The 14,537-nt window shown below is 62.1% G+C and carries 13 protein-coding genes; 7 read left to right on the top strand and 6 right to left on the bottom strand.

What is annotated here, in order from left to right; translation table 11 throughout:
- The first annotated feature begins 94 nt into the window (after window positions 1-94).
- Window positions 95-1,105: a branched-chain amino acid ABC transporter permease gene (locus AC2FNJ_RS06395; protein ID WP_496763329.1), complete on the top strand. Its 1,011-nt coding sequence runs from the start codon at window positions 95-97 to the stop codon at window positions 1,103-1,105.
- Window positions 1,102-2,406 carry a branched-chain amino acid ABC transporter permease gene (locus AC2FNJ_RS06390; RefSeq protein WP_496763327.1) on the top strand — a complete coding sequence of 435 codons (1,305 nt, stop codon included), beginning with the start codon at window positions 1,102-1,104 and terminating at the stop codon, window positions 2,404-2,406. The genes AC2FNJ_RS06395 and AC2FNJ_RS06390 overlap by 4 nt, the downstream gene beginning before the upstream one ends.
- Before the next feature lie 44 nt (window positions 2,407-2,450).
- Here AC2FNJ_RS06390 and AC2FNJ_RS06385 read toward each other — a convergent pair whose 3' ends face one another.
- Both AC2FNJ_RS06385 and AC2FNJ_RS06380 read right to left on the bottom strand, forming a co-directional pair.
- On the bottom strand, window positions 2,451-2,786 hold the full coding sequence (locus AC2FNJ_RS06385) for a GYD domain-containing protein (protein ID WP_496763326.1): 336 nt from the start codon (window positions 2,784-2,786) through the stop codon (window positions 2,451-2,453).
- A gap of 168 nt (window positions 2,787-2,954) precedes the next feature.
- A complete protein-coding gene (locus AC2FNJ_RS06380; protein ID WP_496763324.1) occupies window positions 2,955-4,496 on the bottom strand; it encodes a helicase HerA-like domain-containing protein in 1,542 nt (513 codons plus the stop codon).
- A gap of 463 nt (window positions 4,497-4,959) precedes the next feature.
- Between AC2FNJ_RS06380 and AC2FNJ_RS06375 the strand changes: the two genes are divergently transcribed.
- Window positions 4,960-5,586 (top strand): invasion associated locus B family protein, encoded by a 627-nt coding sequence (locus tag AC2FNJ_RS06375; RefSeq protein ID WP_496763323.1) that lies wholly within the window; start codon window positions 4,960-4,962, stop codon window positions 5,584-5,586.
- A 63-nt stretch (window positions 5,587-5,649) separates the two neighbouring features.
- Here the strand turns inward: AC2FNJ_RS06375 and AC2FNJ_RS06370 are convergent, their stop codons facing one another.
- The 4 genes from AC2FNJ_RS06370 to AC2FNJ_RS06355 are packed head-to-tail and all read right to left on the bottom strand — an operon-like array spanning window position 5,650 to window position 9,897.
- Complete coding sequence (locus AC2FNJ_RS06370) at window positions 5,650-6,858, bottom strand: beta-ketoacyl-[acyl-carrier-protein] synthase family protein (protein WP_496763322.1); 1,209 nt, start codon at window positions 6,856-6,858, stop codon at window positions 5,650-5,652.
- An 8-nt stretch (window positions 6,859-6,866) separates the two neighbouring features.
- The gene (locus AC2FNJ_RS06365; RefSeq protein ID WP_496763320.1) at window positions 6,867-7,124 is read right to left on the bottom strand and encodes an acyl carrier protein; all 258 of its coding nucleotides are present in this window, start codon (window positions 7,122-7,124) and stop codon (window positions 6,867-6,869) included.
- A 32-nt stretch (window positions 7,125-7,156) separates the two neighbouring features.
- On the bottom strand, window positions 7,157-8,248 hold the full coding sequence (gene lpxD, locus AC2FNJ_RS06360) for a UDP-3-O-(3-hydroxymyristoyl)glucosamine N-acyltransferase (protein WP_496763318.1): 1,092 nt from the start codon (window positions 8,246-8,248) through the stop codon (window positions 7,157-7,159).
- A 35-nt stretch (window positions 8,249-8,283) separates the two neighbouring features.
- Window positions 8,284-9,897: a L,D-transpeptidase family protein gene (locus AC2FNJ_RS06355; RefSeq protein ID WP_496763316.1), complete on the bottom strand. Its 1,614-nt coding sequence runs from the start codon at window positions 9,895-9,897 to the stop codon at window positions 8,284-8,286.
- Between the two features lie 10 nt (window positions 9,898-9,907).
- On the opposite strand from AC2FNJ_RS06355, the gene AC2FNJ_RS06350 reads away from it, so the two are divergent.
- The 4 genes from AC2FNJ_RS06350 (at window position 9,908) to AC2FNJ_RS06335 (ending at window position 14,509) form a co-directional block, all read left to right on the top strand.
- Window positions 9,908-10,258, top strand: a complete 351-nt coding sequence (locus AC2FNJ_RS06350) for a hypothetical protein (protein WP_496763315.1) — start codon at window positions 9,908-9,910, stop codon at window positions 10,256-10,258.
- Window positions 10,259-10,828, top strand: a complete 570-nt coding sequence (gene mepK, locus AC2FNJ_RS06345; RefSeq protein WP_496763313.1) for a peptidoglycan L,D-endopeptidase MepK — start codon at window positions 10,259-10,261, stop codon at window positions 10,826-10,828.
- A gap of 283 nt (window positions 10,829-11,111) precedes the next feature.
- Complete coding sequence (locus AC2FNJ_RS06340; protein WP_496763311.1) at window positions 11,112-13,637, top strand: plasma-membrane proton-efflux P-type ATPase; 2,526 nt, start codon at window positions 11,112-11,114, stop codon at window positions 13,635-13,637.
- Window positions 13,634-14,509 (top strand): polyphosphate kinase 2 family protein, encoded by an 876-nt coding sequence (locus AC2FNJ_RS06335; protein WP_496763310.1) that lies wholly within the window; start codon window positions 13,634-13,636, stop codon window positions 14,507-14,509. The genes AC2FNJ_RS06340 and AC2FNJ_RS06335 overlap by 4 nt, the downstream gene beginning before the upstream one ends.
- The last annotated feature ends 28 nt before the right edge of the window (window positions 14,510-14,537 follow it).

Below are 14,537 nucleotides of genomic sequence, written 5' to 3'. Positions count from 1 at the left end.
GGCTGGCTCGGTTCTGTGGTCCTGAGCTGAAGCAACGCGGCGGCATTCCCAAAAATCCGAGTATACGAGGCATCCGCAAGGAGACGACCGAACGATGGACTTTCTGAACGCGCTCGTCGCGCTCACCAATTTCGTGCTGGTTCCAGCCATCGCATATGGCAGTCAGTTGGCCCTTGGCGCGCTGGGGGTCACGCTGATCTATGGAATCCTGCGGTTTTCGAACTTCGCCCATGGCGACACGATGGCCTTCGGGGCCATGATCGCCGTGATCGTGACCTGGTGGCTGCAGGCAGCGGGCGCCAGTCTCGGCCCCTTGCCGACCGCCCTGCTCGCGCTTCCCGTGGCGATCTTTGGCTGCATGATCCTGGTTCTGATCACGGATCGGTTGGTCTATCGGTTCTACCGACAGCAAAAGGCCAAACCGGTCATCCTGGTGATCGTCTCGATGGGCGTCATGTTCATCATGAACGGTCTGGTCCGGTTCATCATCGGCCCGGATGACCAGAAATTCGCGGATGGTACGCGGTTTCTGATCTCCGCGCGCGACTTCCGGGAGATGACCGGTCTCAAGGAAGGATTGGCGATCAAGACGACCCAGGGCATCACCGTCGTCGTCGCGGTGGTCTGCGTGGCGCTGCTGTTCTGGTTCTTGAACAAGACCCGAACCGGCAAGTCCATGCGCGCCTATTCCGACAACGAGGATCTGGCGCTGTTGTCGGGCATCAACCCGGAACGGGTGGTGATGTATACCTGGTTGATCGTCGCCGCCCTGGCCACCACCGCCGGCGTGCTTTACGGCCTGGACAAGAGCTTCAAGCCCTTCGTCTATTTCCAGCTTCTCCTGCCGATCTTCGCATCCGCCATCGTGGGCGGTCTCGGCAATCCGCTGGGGGCGATCGCCGGAGGCTTCATCATCGCCTTTTCCGAGGTCACGATCACCTATGCGTGGAAAAAGGTTCTGACCTATCTCGCACCGGCGGGTCTGGAACCGTCGGGCCTCGTCCAGCTCTTGTCCACGGACTACAAATTCGCCGTCAGCTTCGTGATCCTGCTGATCGTGCTTCTGTTCAAACCCACCGGGCTCTTCAAGGGGAAAGCGGTATGAGCGAGGCTTTGAAAAACACTCTTCTCTTTGCCGTCGTCGGTGCGCTGATCATCCTGACCGGCGTCATGCAAAGCTGGAACTCGGCCATTCTGATCCTGAACATGGGGTTGATTTCGGCGATCATGGCCATCGGCGTGAACCTGCAATGGGGATTTGCGGGCCTGTTCAACGTCGGCGTCATGGGATTCGTCGCGCTTGGCGGGCTGGCCGTGGTTCTAGTGTCCGCCGGCCCGACTCCGGGTGCGTGGACATCGGGAGGTTACGGCATCCTCCTGGCGCTGCTTCTGGGGGCGATGACCGTCGTGGCGGCGGTGTTCATCACCAAGAGAATGCCAAAGGGCAAATCCCGCTCCGTTACCCTGATCGCCGTTCTGGTACTCGGGTTCTTCATCTACCGCGCGATCTTCGATCCCAACGTGGCCGCGGTCGAGGCGATCAACCCGGCGGCCGCCGGCAATATCGGCGGCCTGGGTCTTCCGGTTCTTCTGGCCTGGCCCGCGGGCGGCCTGCTGGCCGCCGGCGCCGCCTGGCTGATCGGCAAGACCGCGCTGGGCCTGCGGTCGGATTACCTGGCGATTGCGACGCTGGGGATTGCCGAGATCATCATTGCCGTCCTCAAGAACGAGGACTGGCTGGCGCGCGGCGTCAAGAACGTGATCGGCCTGCCCCGCCCGGTTCCCTACGAGATCGACCTGCAGAACGATCCCGGCTTTGTCGAACGGGCGGCGGGGCTTGGCATCGACCCCGTCACGGCATCGACGCTATTTGTCAAGGTCGGCTATTCCATTCTGTTCCTGATCGTCCTGCTGATCCTGTTGTGGATGGCGCAGATGGCGCTCAAGAGTCCCTGGGGGCGGATGATGCGCGCCATTCGGGACAACGAAGTCGCGGCCGAGGCGATGGGCAAGGACGTGACCCGACGCCACCTTCAGATCTTCGTGCTGGGCTCGGCCATTTGCGGCATTGCCGGCGCGATGATGACCACGCTGGACGGGCAGTTGACGCCCGGCACCTACCAACCGCTGCGCTTCACCTTTCTCGTCTGGGTGATGGTCATCGTGGGCGGCTCGGGCAACAATTTCGGAGCGGTGCTCGGCGCGATGCTGATCTGGTTTCTCTGGGTGCAGGTCGAACCGATCGGGTTGTGGATCATGCAACTGATCACGACCGGCCTGCCGGATGGCAGCGCCTTGAAATCGCATCTGCTGGACAGCGCCGCGCATATGCGCCTGCTGACCATGGGGGTCATCCTGCTGGTCGTCCTACGGTTCAGCCCGCGCGGACTGATCCCGGAAAGGTGAGCACCATGCCGGCTGCCCTCACGGCCGGCATGGTCCCCGTCCGGTCAACTGCCGCCGGGTGCGGCATAGCTTGACATCGCCGCTTTGGCTTTTTTCATGGACGTTACCGCATCCGCTGTCGTCATCAGCTTGGTGATCGCGCCGCCTGAGAACGAACCGGAGGCCCCCACGACCATCGACCCGGCCACCGCGGTTTCGTCATCCGGGGCTTCCATGATCGCAATCACGTCGTCCTTGCCCATCGCGAAGAACAGGCTGTGCAGGGTGATGCCGAGTTCCTGCATCAGTGGACGAACGGCTTCGCCCCTGTCCTGCGGAGTTCCGACCATTGCCTTGATGGCTTCCGGCTTGTAGCTGGCGGTAAACATGTAAAAGGCCATTGAGTTCTCCATTTCCCTGTTGAACGCATGCAGCCGACCGCCCTGCGAAGTACCCGCGAAGAAAAAACACGTTCCGATTGGGATCGTGCCGGTAGTGTGGTTAGGAAGTCATTCAGTCGTGCAGCGGTTCGGCCTCACTGGGCCGAACACGATCAGCGTATCACAAGTTCACCGCCCCTTGAAGAGCGCACCCAGGATGCCCCGGACGATCCGACGGCCCGTCGTGCCCTTCATTTCCTTGATCACCGCCTCGGACAACGCGGATGCAAAGGTGTCCTTTTGGCGCACGGGCCGCGATGACGAGCGGCTGACGCGGGTTCCGGAATACCGGCGCGCCGCCGAGAATTCCCGGTCGAAGGCGCTTTGCGCCTCGGCTTGTTCCTCGGCTTTTTCGGCTTCGGCCGCCGCGGTTTCGGCGCGTTTCGCAAGCATTTCGTATGCGGATTTCCGATCGACAAGCTGATCGTATTTACCGGCCATGTCAGATGCCGACATCACCGCCTTCCGCTCGTCCGCGGTGATCGGTCCCAGTTGCGTCTCGGGCGGCCGGATCAGGGTCCGCTCGACGACGCCCGGCACGCCTTTCTTTTGCAGCATCGAGGTGACGGCCTCCCCCACGCCGACCTCGCGGATCGCGGTTTCGGTGTCGAAAGCCGGGTTCTCACGATAGGTTTCGGCCGCAAGCCGCAGGTTCTTGCGGTCCTTTGCCGTGAAGGCCCGCAGGGCATGCTGAATGCGGTTGCCGAGCTGTCCCAGAATGTCCTCGGGGATGTCGGCGGGGTTTTGCGTGATGAAATAAACACCCACTCCCTTGGACCGGATCAGCCGCGCAACCTGCTCGACCTTGTCCACCAGAACCTTGGGCGCATCCTCGAACAAAAGATGCGCCTCGTCGAAGAAGAACACGAGCCTGGGTTTGTCGGGGTCGCCGACTTCGGGAAGTTCCTCGAACAGCTCGCTCAGCAACCACAGCAGGAACGTGGCGTAGAGCCGGGGCGCGCCCATCAGCTTGTCCGAAGCCAGGATGTTGACCATTCCCTTGCCGGCTGCGTCGGTGCGCATCAGGTCTGCAAGGTCCAGCGCGGGTTCGCCAAACAGACGGGTGCCGCCCTGGTTGTCCAGCACCAGAAGCCGGCGCTGAATGGCGCCGATGGAGGCGGTCGAGATGTTGCCGTAGCGCAGCGACAGGTCCGCCCTGTTCTCGCCGATCCAGACCAGCAGGGCCTGAAGATCCTTCAGGTCCAGTAGAGGCATGCCCTCTTCGTCCGCCAACCGGAAGGCGATGTTCAGGATCCCCTCCTGCGCGTCGGACAACTCCAGCAGGCGCGACAGCAACAGCGGACCCATCTCGGTCACGGTCGTGCGCACGGGATGTCCCTGCTCGCCGAACAGATCCCAGAACGTGACCGGGCAGGTCTTGTAGGAAAAGCTCGAAAACCCGATGCGTTCGGCGCGTTCGGTGAAGGCCGGATGCAACTTGTGCTCGGGCAACCCGGATTTCGCCAGGCCGGACAGGTCGCCTTTCACATCGGCCAGAAATACCGGCACGCCGGCGTCGGAAAAGCCTTCGGCCAGGATTTGCAGGGTCACCGTCTTTCCCGTGCCTGTGGCCCCCGCGATCAGGCCATGGCGGTTGGCGTATTTCAGAGCCAGCCCTTGCGGCACTTGATAATCCTGACCCGCACCGCCCAAAAAAACCGTTTCATCCATGGACCTTACACCCCAAATCTCCATCGCTTCCCGGCAAGCATACAAAGTTAACCTTTGCCTGCGATAGTCCCTATATCCGCAGGTCCGCTATCGGATTTGGCGGGTAGTCTTCCTCCCTGTCGACTGGCCGTGCCTTCGGGCACGGCATTTTTCGTGAACATGACAACTTATCATTTGATTACAAACCGATACCCGAACGCAAAAATTTGTTTGGATAGCTGTTGACCCGTGGCGATCCCTTTCGTAACGTCTGCGACATAACTAAGTCGGCCAGTCCGACGGGGAGACAAAATTCGGAGAGGGAGCCGACGATACGGCTCCCTTTTCTCGTTTCCGATCCACTGCGCGACCGCAACGGCGGAATTCCGATCACATTCCGACCTCAGCGCCCGATAGCGACTGACACTGTGGTGCAGGCGTGGTAGACGGGGCCAAAACCTGAACCACACAGTATGAGGCATTCATGTTCAAGAACCTGTTCCCGCTGAGCGCGGCTGCACTTGCCGCTTGCGCGGGTATCGCATCCGCTCAACAAACCGGCGAGGCGACATCCCAGCCGGAAGAAACCACTGAGCAGACCGGGCAGACAGCCGACGAAATTCTCGATCTCGGACAGCCTGCCGGCGATGAGCCGCAATTGGGCCAGCGCTATTCCAAGGAAAAGTTCGGCGATTGGGATCTGGCCTGCATCAAGACGCAGGCGGATCAGGATCCCTGTTCCCTGTTGCAGATCCTGAACGGGCCGCAGGGCAATCCGATGGCCGAAATCTCGCTGTTCCGCCTGGAAGAAGGACAGGTCGCCGTCGCGGGCGCGACCGTGGTCGTGCCGCTCGAAACCCTGCTGCCGGCACAGCTCACGATCTCGATCGATGGCGCGCCGGGCAAGCGATACAACTACTCCTTCTGCAACCCGATCGGATGCGTCGCGCAGATCGGGCTGACCCAGGCGGATGTCGATGCCATGAAAAAAGGCGCCAAGGCCACGATTTCCCTGGTGCCGGCCCCGGCCCCCGATCAGGTGATCAGCCTCGATCTTTCGCTGAGCGGGTTTACGGCCGGCTACGACGTGGTGGATGTCGTCACCAACTGAACCTGATCGAACCGCGCGCGGGCCGTGGGCGCGATCCGTCCGCGGCCCCGCGTTTTTGCTGGATCACACTTTGCGCAAGGCAAGCACGGCGTTCAATCCGCCAAAGGCAAACGCATTGCTCAAGGTCACATCCACCTTGGCCTCGCGCGCTTCGTTCGGAACGACATCCAGAGCGCATTCGGGATCGGGTTCTTCATATCCGATGGTCGGAGCGATGATGCCATCGCGCAGCGCCATGATGCAGGCCAGCAACTCGACCGCCCCGGTGCCGCCGATCAGGTGACCGTGCATCGATTTGGTGGATGAAATCATCAGGTCATCCGCATGTGGCCCGAACACATCCGCGACGGCGGCGCATTCGGTCTTGTCGTTTGCGGCCGTTCCCGTGCCATGGGCGTTGATGTACCCGACTTCGCTGGCGTCGATCCGGGCATCCGCCAAAGCCCCGGCCATGGCACGTGCCGCCCCTTGCTTGCTGGGCATCACGATGTCGGCGGCGTCCGAAGTCATCGCAAAACCCACAACTTCGCACAGGATGTCGGCACCGCGCGCGCGGGCGCGCTCGAACTCCTCGAAGATGAAGACCCCCGCGCCCTCGCCCTGCACCATGCCGTTGCGGTTGGCGCTGAACGGGCGGCAGGCGTCCTTGGACATGACGCGCAGACCCTCCCACGCCTTGACGCCGCCGAAGCACAGCATCGATTCCGAACCGCCCGTCACCATCGCCGGAGCCGCACCGCTGCGCACCATCTGAAAGGCAAGGGCCATGGCGTGGTTGGACGAGGCGCAGGCCGTCGAGACGGTAAAGCTGGGCCCCTTGAGATTGTATTCCATCGAAACGTGGCTGGCCGCCGCGTTGTTCATCAGTTTCGGCACGACAAACGGATGAATCCGGTTCTTTCCATCTTCATAGACCGAACGGTAGTTGTCGTCCCAGGTCGAAACCCCGCCGCCCGCGGTCCCCAGAACCACGCCCGATCTCGCGGCGAGATCGCCGTGGAACTCGATTCCCGACTGCTCGATGGCTTCCTTTGCAGCCGTCAGCGTGAATTGCGTGAACCGGTCATAAAGCGTCATCTGCTGGCGATTGAACCGGCCTTCGGCCCCGAACCCGCGCACCTGACCGCCGATCCGGATCGACAGCCGCTCGACATCGCGAAAATCCAGCTCGCCAATGCCGCAGCGGCCCTCGCGCATGGCTTCGAGTGTTTCGGGGACCGAGTGACCAAGGGAATTGATGGTTCCGGCCCCGGTAATGACGACGCGCTTCATGATCGTCGTCAGACCTTTTCCGCCACCAGTTTTTCAATGCCCGCAATGATCGCCGCCACGTTCGAGATGTCGAAATCGCTGGCGGTCGGTTCGTTGGCGTTGAAGGGGATCGAGATGTCGAACTCTTCCTCGATGGCGAAGATGCTTTCGACCAGACCCAGACTGTCGATGCCCAGATCCTCAAGCTTGCTTTCGGGCGTCACATCGGATGGCTCCAGCACGGCCTGCTCTGCGATGATTGCGATGACGCGATCGCTGATGCTCATGTTCGTCCCCTGACTGTCGCTTTGGGGGTGATTTAATCGCTCGGAGGCTGTTTGAAAACCGCCTTTTTCAGAACCTCTACGTCACGGGCCATGCGCGGCAGGCGGCGCAGCGCCTTGTAAATCTCGGTGTGGCTTTCCATCTTGATGCCGGGATAGCCAAGAATAACGCGGCCGGCCGGGACGTTGGAGAGGATCTTGGTGCCGCCGCCTGAAATCACCCCGTCGCCGATGAAGATGTTGTCCACGACGCCGGTCTGCCCGCCCAGAACCACGTTGTTGCCGATCTCGACCGACCCCGAGATGCCGGTCTGCCCGCACAGCAGACAGTCGCGCCCGACCCGCGTGTTGTGGCCGACATGGACCAGATTGTCCAATTTGGTACCGTTGCCGATACGGGTGTTCCGGATTGTACCATTGTCGATGGTGCTGTTCGCGCCGACTTCGACATCGTCACCGATCTCGACGGCCCCCAGCGAGTGAATGCGCAACCAGCTTTGCGCCTTGGCATCTCCCTGATCGCCCAGGGTCTTGCGCACGTTCTCGACACCCGACACTTCGGGCGTGACGAAGCTGAAGCCGTCGCCGCCGATCCGCGCACCGGGCTGGGCGACGAACCGGTCCCCGATCACCGAGCGGGCGCCGATGCTGACCATCTCGCGCAGGACCGTCCTTTCCCCCAGCGTCACGTCCATGCCGACGCAACACTGCGGGCCGATCACCGATCCGGCCCCGATTCGGGCGCGCGGGCCGATGACGGCCAAGGCTCCGATGGCGACATCGGCCCCGATCTCGGCGGTGGGATCGACGACCGCCGAGGGGTGGATGCCGGGCTGCACCCCCTGCCCCCGGTCCAGCATGACCGTGACACCGGCCATGGCCATGCGCGGGCGCGGCGCGAAGATGGCCGCCTCGAGTCCCATGGCCCGCCAGTCCGCGTCCGGCCACACGATGGCGGCGCGGGCGTGGCCCTCGTTCAGGCTGTCGGCATATTTCGGCGACATGGCCATGGCCAGATCCGTCGGACCGGCGTCGCCCGGTTCGGCCGCGCGCAGAATGGTCAGATCCAGGTTTCCGTCAGCCTCGGCCTTCAGGGCCTCGGCGATCTGTCGGACGGTGAACTGCATGTGGGGCTCCCGAGGAATGGATTTGCCCCACGTGATTAACTCCGAACCGCCGGCAGGGCCACCCCTGCCTTTTCCAGTGCATTCCACACTTTCCGGTCACGCCCGTAAACGTCGCGGCGGTACTGAACCTGGCCCTTGGGTCCGATGTAGGCGGTGCGGTAGATCAGATGAACCGGGACGGGTTCCGCCAGCGGTACGGTGGTCTCGCGCCCGGTGTTGAGCACCCGGTGAAAGAAGTCCTTGGGATTCTCCTCCTGCCGCGCCAGCAGCGCATAGGCGAAGTCGAAAGGATCGGCCAGCCGGATGCAGCCATGCGAAAAGGCGCGCACCTGCTTGGCGAACAGGTTCTTGTGGGGCGTGTCGTGAAGATAGATATTGTGTTCGTTGGGGAACATGAACTTCACCAGACCCAGCGCGTTGCTCTTGCCCGGCGGCTGACGCATGGCAAAGGGAAAGCTCCGGGCCGAGAACTGGCTGAAATCCACAGCGCCGCGATTGACCCTGCGGCCGCGGCTGTCGGTGATCTCGATATGGCCGACGGCGTGCGGGTTGGCGCGCAGTTTCGGCAGGTATTCCTTGGTGATGATCGAACGCGGGACATACCAGCTCGGGTTGATGACCATGTGCTCCATCTGGTCCGAGAACTCGGGGCTTTGGCGGTCATGGGTGTTCTTGCCGATCACCGCCCGAGTCTCGAAGGTGACGCGCCCGTCATCCACGATCTTGGCCGAGAAATCGGTCTGGTTCACCAGAACGTGCCGCCCGCCGCGATCGCGCGGCAACCAGCGTTCGCGCTCCATCGCAACGATGACCGAATGCAGCCGGTCGACCACCGACTTGTTGATCTCGGCAATGGTCTCCTTTCCGGCCACACCGTCGGCTTCCAGGCCATGGGCCTGCTGAAAGGCCATGACCGCATCGCGCAACCGGTCGTCGTAGCGCGGGCTGGCACTGGGCTTCATGAAATTCATGGCGACAAGACGGTTGCGCAGGCGGACCACATCCGGGCCGCTGTCGCCCCGCTCCATCTTGCGCACCGGAACGGTCGCGCCCCATCCGCCGGACAGCAGCAGATCCTCGAGATACAGCTTGTGTTTCTGCAAGGCCCGATATTGCAGCGTGTCCGGCGCCAGCGACGCGAGATAGGACCGCGCGTCGGACCGGGAGATTTCACGCAGATACGCGGTGGCCGGGCGACGCTCGACCGTGCGCACCATGCCCTTGTCGATGGCGGAGGGAGTCAGCAGGCCGGTCTGCACGTCCCTGGCATATTTCACGAAGGTCCGGCTCAGTTCCGCTTCGACCCGCCCCAGATCGCGCAGGGTCTTGGCGTCCTGCACCTGACGCATCAGGTCGCCCACGTCATACCGTTCGACCGGCAGGCCGTGCAGATCCGCCGTGGAAAGCGCCCGGATCAGCGCCGCGCGCCGGGCCGCCTGCTCGGGCCCTTGTCCGGTCCAGATAGGGTCGTATCCGGTTTCGCGATAGAACGCCGCGATATCCTTCTGGTCCAGGACGGCTTCGGCGACCGCCTGTTTGAAGGCGACGCTCTGGGCGGATACCTGCGCGGCCGAGGAAAAAACCGCCGCGACGGTGACAAGAACAGCTGTTGCGAGGGCGCGCCGGAGACGTTGACCGGAAAAAATCATTGGAAGAACCTTGGACATCAAAAAACGGAACTGGTTGTTTCTGGCCGTACGATTGTCAGAAGAAGACATGGCAAATGTCCATTCACAAAAACGAAAAATCACGTCAAAGGCGATGCCTGATGCCGCGTTGCATCGGATGATGGGCCGCCGCACGGCCGGGAATTGTGTCAAAAATGCGGCACCCTGTATCATCTGCGCAAAAAATTGCCGAAAACTTCCCCTTGAAAAGATGCACCCGAAACAATTCTTGGCCGACGAATCCGACTGTGCCATAAAACCGGCATCTGGGGATGGAAGCAATTGTCAAAAAAGTGCGCGTAACATCGTGCGCAGGCAGGAAATGTACGGGACGAAGCAGTAAATGACAAAAATCGGCTCTACGGGCTTATCAAGGCGTGCTTTGTTGGGTGCCTTCGCGGCGACCGCCATTTCGGCGGCGCCAACGTTCTCCAAGGCGGCTGGATTTCTGAGGGGCGGCGGCGACATCCGGCGCATTCGGATGTATTCCGGCCGGACCGGCGAACGGCTGGACATGATCTATTGGGTTGATGGCGACTACATCAAGGACGCCGTGGCAGAGATCAACCATTTCATGCGCGATTGGCGCACGGATCAGGTGAAATCCATGGATCTGCGCACCGTCGACATCATGGCGGCGGCGCACAACCTTTTGGACGTGAGCGAACCCTACATGCTCCTGTCCGGATATCGCAGCCCGCAAACCAATGCGATGCTGCGCTCGCGGTCGCGCGGTGTGGCCCGGAACTCTTTGCACATGAAGGGTCAGGCGGCCGATCTCCGACTGTCGTCGCGTTCCGTCGGCCAGTTGGCCAAGGCGGCGATGGCCTGCCGCGCGGGCGGCGTCGGGCGGTATTCGCGTTCGAACTTCGTGCATATGGATTGCGGCGAGGTCCGCAGCTGGGGCGGCTGACGACACCGACGCATCACAAACACGTCCCTGCAATCCCCGCGCCAACGGGCCGGGGATTGGCGATGTACACTGGCTTTCCTGTCCCGCAGTCCTGACCCGCCTTTGCCCTTCGGCAGCGGACGATGGTCCGAAATCGCAGCCCCCGCATTTCGACGGTCTCCGCTCGATGGCCGTGTTCGCCCATCGCCCTGTCCGACAAAAAATCCCCGCCAAATCTGCCTTTTATGCTTTACTGGTTCGGCATCCATTGCGTCGATCCATCGAAAGCAAGAGGCCGAGCGTCATGGCGAACACCCAGCAAACGCCGCAGAAGGACGGTGGAGGCAGTCTTGAAAAAGCCGCGCTCGACTCGGTCTACGAAACCCTGGAATGTTCCCCGGACGGTCTGAGCGGCGCCGAGGCCAAGGCCCGGCTCGCCAAATACGGGCGCAACGAACTTGCGGAAAAACAGCTCAGCGACCTTCAGCGGTTTGCGCGGTATTTCTGGGGGCCAATCCCGTGGATGATCGAGATCGCGGCGGTCCTGTCGGCGCTGATCGGACATTGGGCCGATTTCAGCATCATCATGGTGCTGTTGATCTACAACGCGGTGTCAGGGTTCTGGCAGGAGCGCAAGGCCGCCGATGCACTGGCCGCGCTCAAGGCCGGGATGGCGCCCAAGGCGGATGTCAAGCGGGACGGCAGTTTCGCGCGGATCGACGCGGCCGAGATCGTGCCGGGCGACATCGTCCGCGTCAAACTCGGCGATGTGGTTCCGGCCGATGTGCGCTTCGTCGAGGGCGAATATGTCAGCATCGATCAGGCCGCGCTGACGGGAGAGTCGCTGCCGGTCGCCAAAAAGGTCGGAGATGTCGGCTATTCCGGCAGCATCGCCAAGAAGGGCGAGATGACGGCCGTCGTCATCGGCACCGGCAACGACACGTTCTTTGGTCGCACCGCAAGCCTGGTGGCGGGCGCCGGTGCCGGCATGTCCCATTCGCAAAAGGCCGTGGCCCATATCGGCGATTTCCTGATCGTCCTGTCGCTGATCCTGGCGGTCATTCTGGTCGGCTCGGAAGTCTACCAGAGGATCGTGGTCGAACACGCCTGGCATTGGTCGGCGGCGGCGGACATTCTGCGCACCGTTCTGGCCCTGCTGATCGCCTCGATCCCGGTCGCCATGCCCACGGTGATGACCGTGACCAACGCGCTGGGCGCGATGAACCTGTCGAGGAAGAAGGCCATCGTCTCGCGCCTGGAAGCCATCGAGGAGCTTGCGGGCGTCGACGTCCTCTGCTCGGACAAGACCGGCACGCTGACCAAGAACCAGCTGAGCCTGGGCGATCCCGTGCTGTTCGAGGCCAAGGACGCGCAGGATCTGATCCTGGCCGGTGCGCTCGCCTCTCATGCCGATGGCGACGATCCCATCGACGCGGTCGTGATCAATGGATTGCAGAGCGCGGACATTCTGAAAACGTATGACCAGACCAAATTCGTGCCCTTCGATCCTGTCTCGAAACGGACCGAAGCGCAGGTCACGGACCCCCAGGGGCATTCCAAGACCTACACCAAGGGCGCGCCGCAGATCGTTCTGGACATGGCCACGATAGCCCCCGCCGCCAAGGAAAAGGCCGAACAGGCGGTGGCCGAGCTGGCCGCGAAAGGAATGCGTGCGCTGGGGGTGGCCCGGTCGGACGACAACGGCGCCAGCTGGCATTTCCTTGGCATTCTGTCGATGTACGATCCGCCGCGCGACGATTCCAGGCAAACCATCCAGCAAGCCAAGGCGCATGGCCTTCAGGTCAAGATGGTGACCGGGGACGATGTCGCCATCGGCAACGAGATTTCCGGCGAACTCGGGATGGGAACGCATCTGCAGGCCGCATCCGATCTGTTCACCGACGGCATGGACATGGATCACCTGCCGGCGCGGGTGACCGAATGCGTCGAAAAGGCGGACGGGTTCGCCCGCGTCTTCCCCGAGCACAAATACGCCATCGTCAAGGCCTTGCAGGACCGCGGCCACGTCGTCGCCATGACCGGCGACGGCGTCAACGACGCGCCGGCGTTGAAGCAGGCCGATTGCGGCATCGCGGTGAGCGGCGCAACCGACGCAGCCCGCGCCGCCGCCGCCCTGATCCTGACGGCGCCCGGCCTGTCCACGATCATCGACGCCATCGAGGAGGCGCGGCAGATCTTCGAACGCATCGTCAACTACATCGTCTATCGCGTCGCCATGACGCTCGACATCATGTTCGTCGTGGTGCTGGCGACGGTGGTGTTCGGGTTTTCGCCGCTGACGCCGATCATGATCATCATGCTGGCGCTGCTGGACGACGTGCCGATCATGACGATTGCCTATGACAATACCGATCTGCCCAAATCCCCGGTGCGTTGGGATATGCGGCGCATTCTTTTCGGGGCCAGCCTGATGGGGGTGTTGTCGGTCGTGCAGACCTTTGGGCTGTTGCTGATCGGCATGGAGTGGCTGGACAACCCCGCGTGGCAATCCTGGATCGCGCTGACCAGAGATCAGGTTCAGACGGCGCTGTTCCTGCAACTGGCCGCGGGCGGGCACCTGCTGCTGTTCGTGGTCCGGTCGCGCGGGCCGTTCTACAGCCGGCCCTGGCCGGCACGGCCGCTGTTGCTTGCCGTGCTGGGCACGCAGCTTTTGGCGGTATTGCTCTGCGGCTTCGGCTGGTTCGTCACGCAGATCCCGTGGACGGTCATCGCGCTGGTCTGGATCTACATGCTGATCTGGCTGGTCGTGCTGGATCAGGTGAAACTTGCCATGTTCCGCAGGCTCAGGTGGGCGCAGGCAATGGCGTGACATCACAGACAGAGGCACAGGCCATGCATTACTTCAACACATTCCGCGTCAAGCCGGGCAGCAAGGTCGATCTTGGCGCCATCGATCCAGGTTTCAAGGACAAGCATGAAAGCCATGCCCACGCCTTGCCGGAAATCGAATCCTATTCGCAGAAACTCGGCGCGCTGCAGTACCTGATGTATGCAGAAAAGAAACGCTCGTTGCTGATCTGCCTGCAAGGGCCCGATGCCGCCGGGAAGGATGGGACGATCAACCACGTGCTGGCCGCCATGAATCCGCAGGGATGCGCCGTCAGCGGCTTCAAGGTTCCGTCGGAGGAAGAGGCCGCGCATGATTTCCTGTGGCGCTACCACAAGGCCACGCCGGTCAAGGGCCAGGTCGCGATCTTCAACCGGTCGCACTACGAGGATGTGCTTGTCGTGCGGGTGCACGACCTTGTCCCCGAAGACGTTTGGAGCCAGCGATACGAACACATCAACGCTTTCGAAAGGCTGCTGCATGACAACGGAACGCATGTTCTGAAGTTCTTTCTTCACATCAGCCCCGAAGAACAGCTGCGCCGGTTCAAGGAACGGATCGACGATCCGGCCCGGCATTGGAAGATCAGTGAGGGCGACTATGCGGAACGCCCCTATTGGGATGCCTATTCAAAAGCCTTCGAGGCCGCCCTGAGCAGATGCAGCACCGACCACGCGCCCTGGTTCGTCATTCCGGCCAACCACAAGTGGTTCCGCAATCTTGCCATTTCGCGCATCGTCTCGGAATACATGGAAAGCTTGGGCATGGAGTTTCCCGCGCCCACCGTCGATATCGACGAGATCCGCAAGAAGTACCACCAGGCCGAGAAGGACGGGCTGGAGGGGGCGACATGATCGGTGCGGCCGAATTGAACCGGATCTC

Source organism: Ruegeria sp. BHSB196, assembly GCF_059613135.1.
The sequence above is the reverse complement of the archived record's forward strand: the minus strand, read 5'-3'. Positions and strand labels throughout refer to the sequence as shown.

Excerpts from the sequence above, each read along its gene's own strand:
- AC2FNJ_RS06395 (WP_496763329.1), top strand. The coding sequence starts at position 95 with ATGGACTTTCTGAACGCGCTCGTCGCGCTCACCAATTTCGTGCTGGTT.
- AC2FNJ_RS06390 (WP_496763327.1), top strand. The coding sequence starts at position 1,102 with ATGAGCGAGGCTTTGAAAAACACTCTTCTCTTTGCCGTCGTCGGTGCG.
- AC2FNJ_RS06385 (WP_496763326.1), bottom strand. The coding sequence starts at position 2,786 with ATGGCCTTTTACATGTTTACCGCCAGCTACAAGCCGGAAGCCATCAAG.
- AC2FNJ_RS06380 (WP_496763324.1), bottom strand. The coding sequence starts at position 4,496 with ATGGATGAAACGGTTTTTTTGGGCGGTGCGGGTCAGGATTATCAAGTG.
- AC2FNJ_RS06375 (WP_496763323.1), top strand. The coding sequence starts at position 4,960 with ATGTTCAAGAACCTGTTCCCGCTGAGCGCGGCTGCACTTGCCGCTTGC.
- AC2FNJ_RS06370 (WP_496763322.1), bottom strand. The coding sequence starts at position 6,858 with ATGAAGCGCGTCGTCATTACCGGGGCCGGAACCATCAATTCCCTTGGT.
- AC2FNJ_RS06365 (WP_496763320.1), bottom strand. The coding sequence starts at position 7,124 with ATGAGCATCAGCGATCGCGTCATCGCAATCATCGCAGAGCAGGCCGTG.
- lpxD (WP_496763318.1), bottom strand. The coding sequence starts at position 8,248 with ATGCAGTTCACCGTCCGACAGATCGCCGAGGCCCTGAAGGCCGAGGCT.
- AC2FNJ_RS06355 (WP_496763316.1), bottom strand. The coding sequence starts at position 9,897 with ATGATTTTTTCCGGTCAACGTCTCCGGCGCGCCCTCGCAACAGCTGTT.
- mepK (WP_496763313.1), top strand. The coding sequence starts at position 10,259 with ATGACAAAAATCGGCTCTACGGGCTTATCAAGGCGTGCTTTGTTGGGT.
- AC2FNJ_RS06340 (WP_496763311.1), top strand. The coding sequence starts at position 11,112 with ATGGCGAACACCCAGCAAACGCCGCAGAAGGACGGTGGAGGCAGTCTT.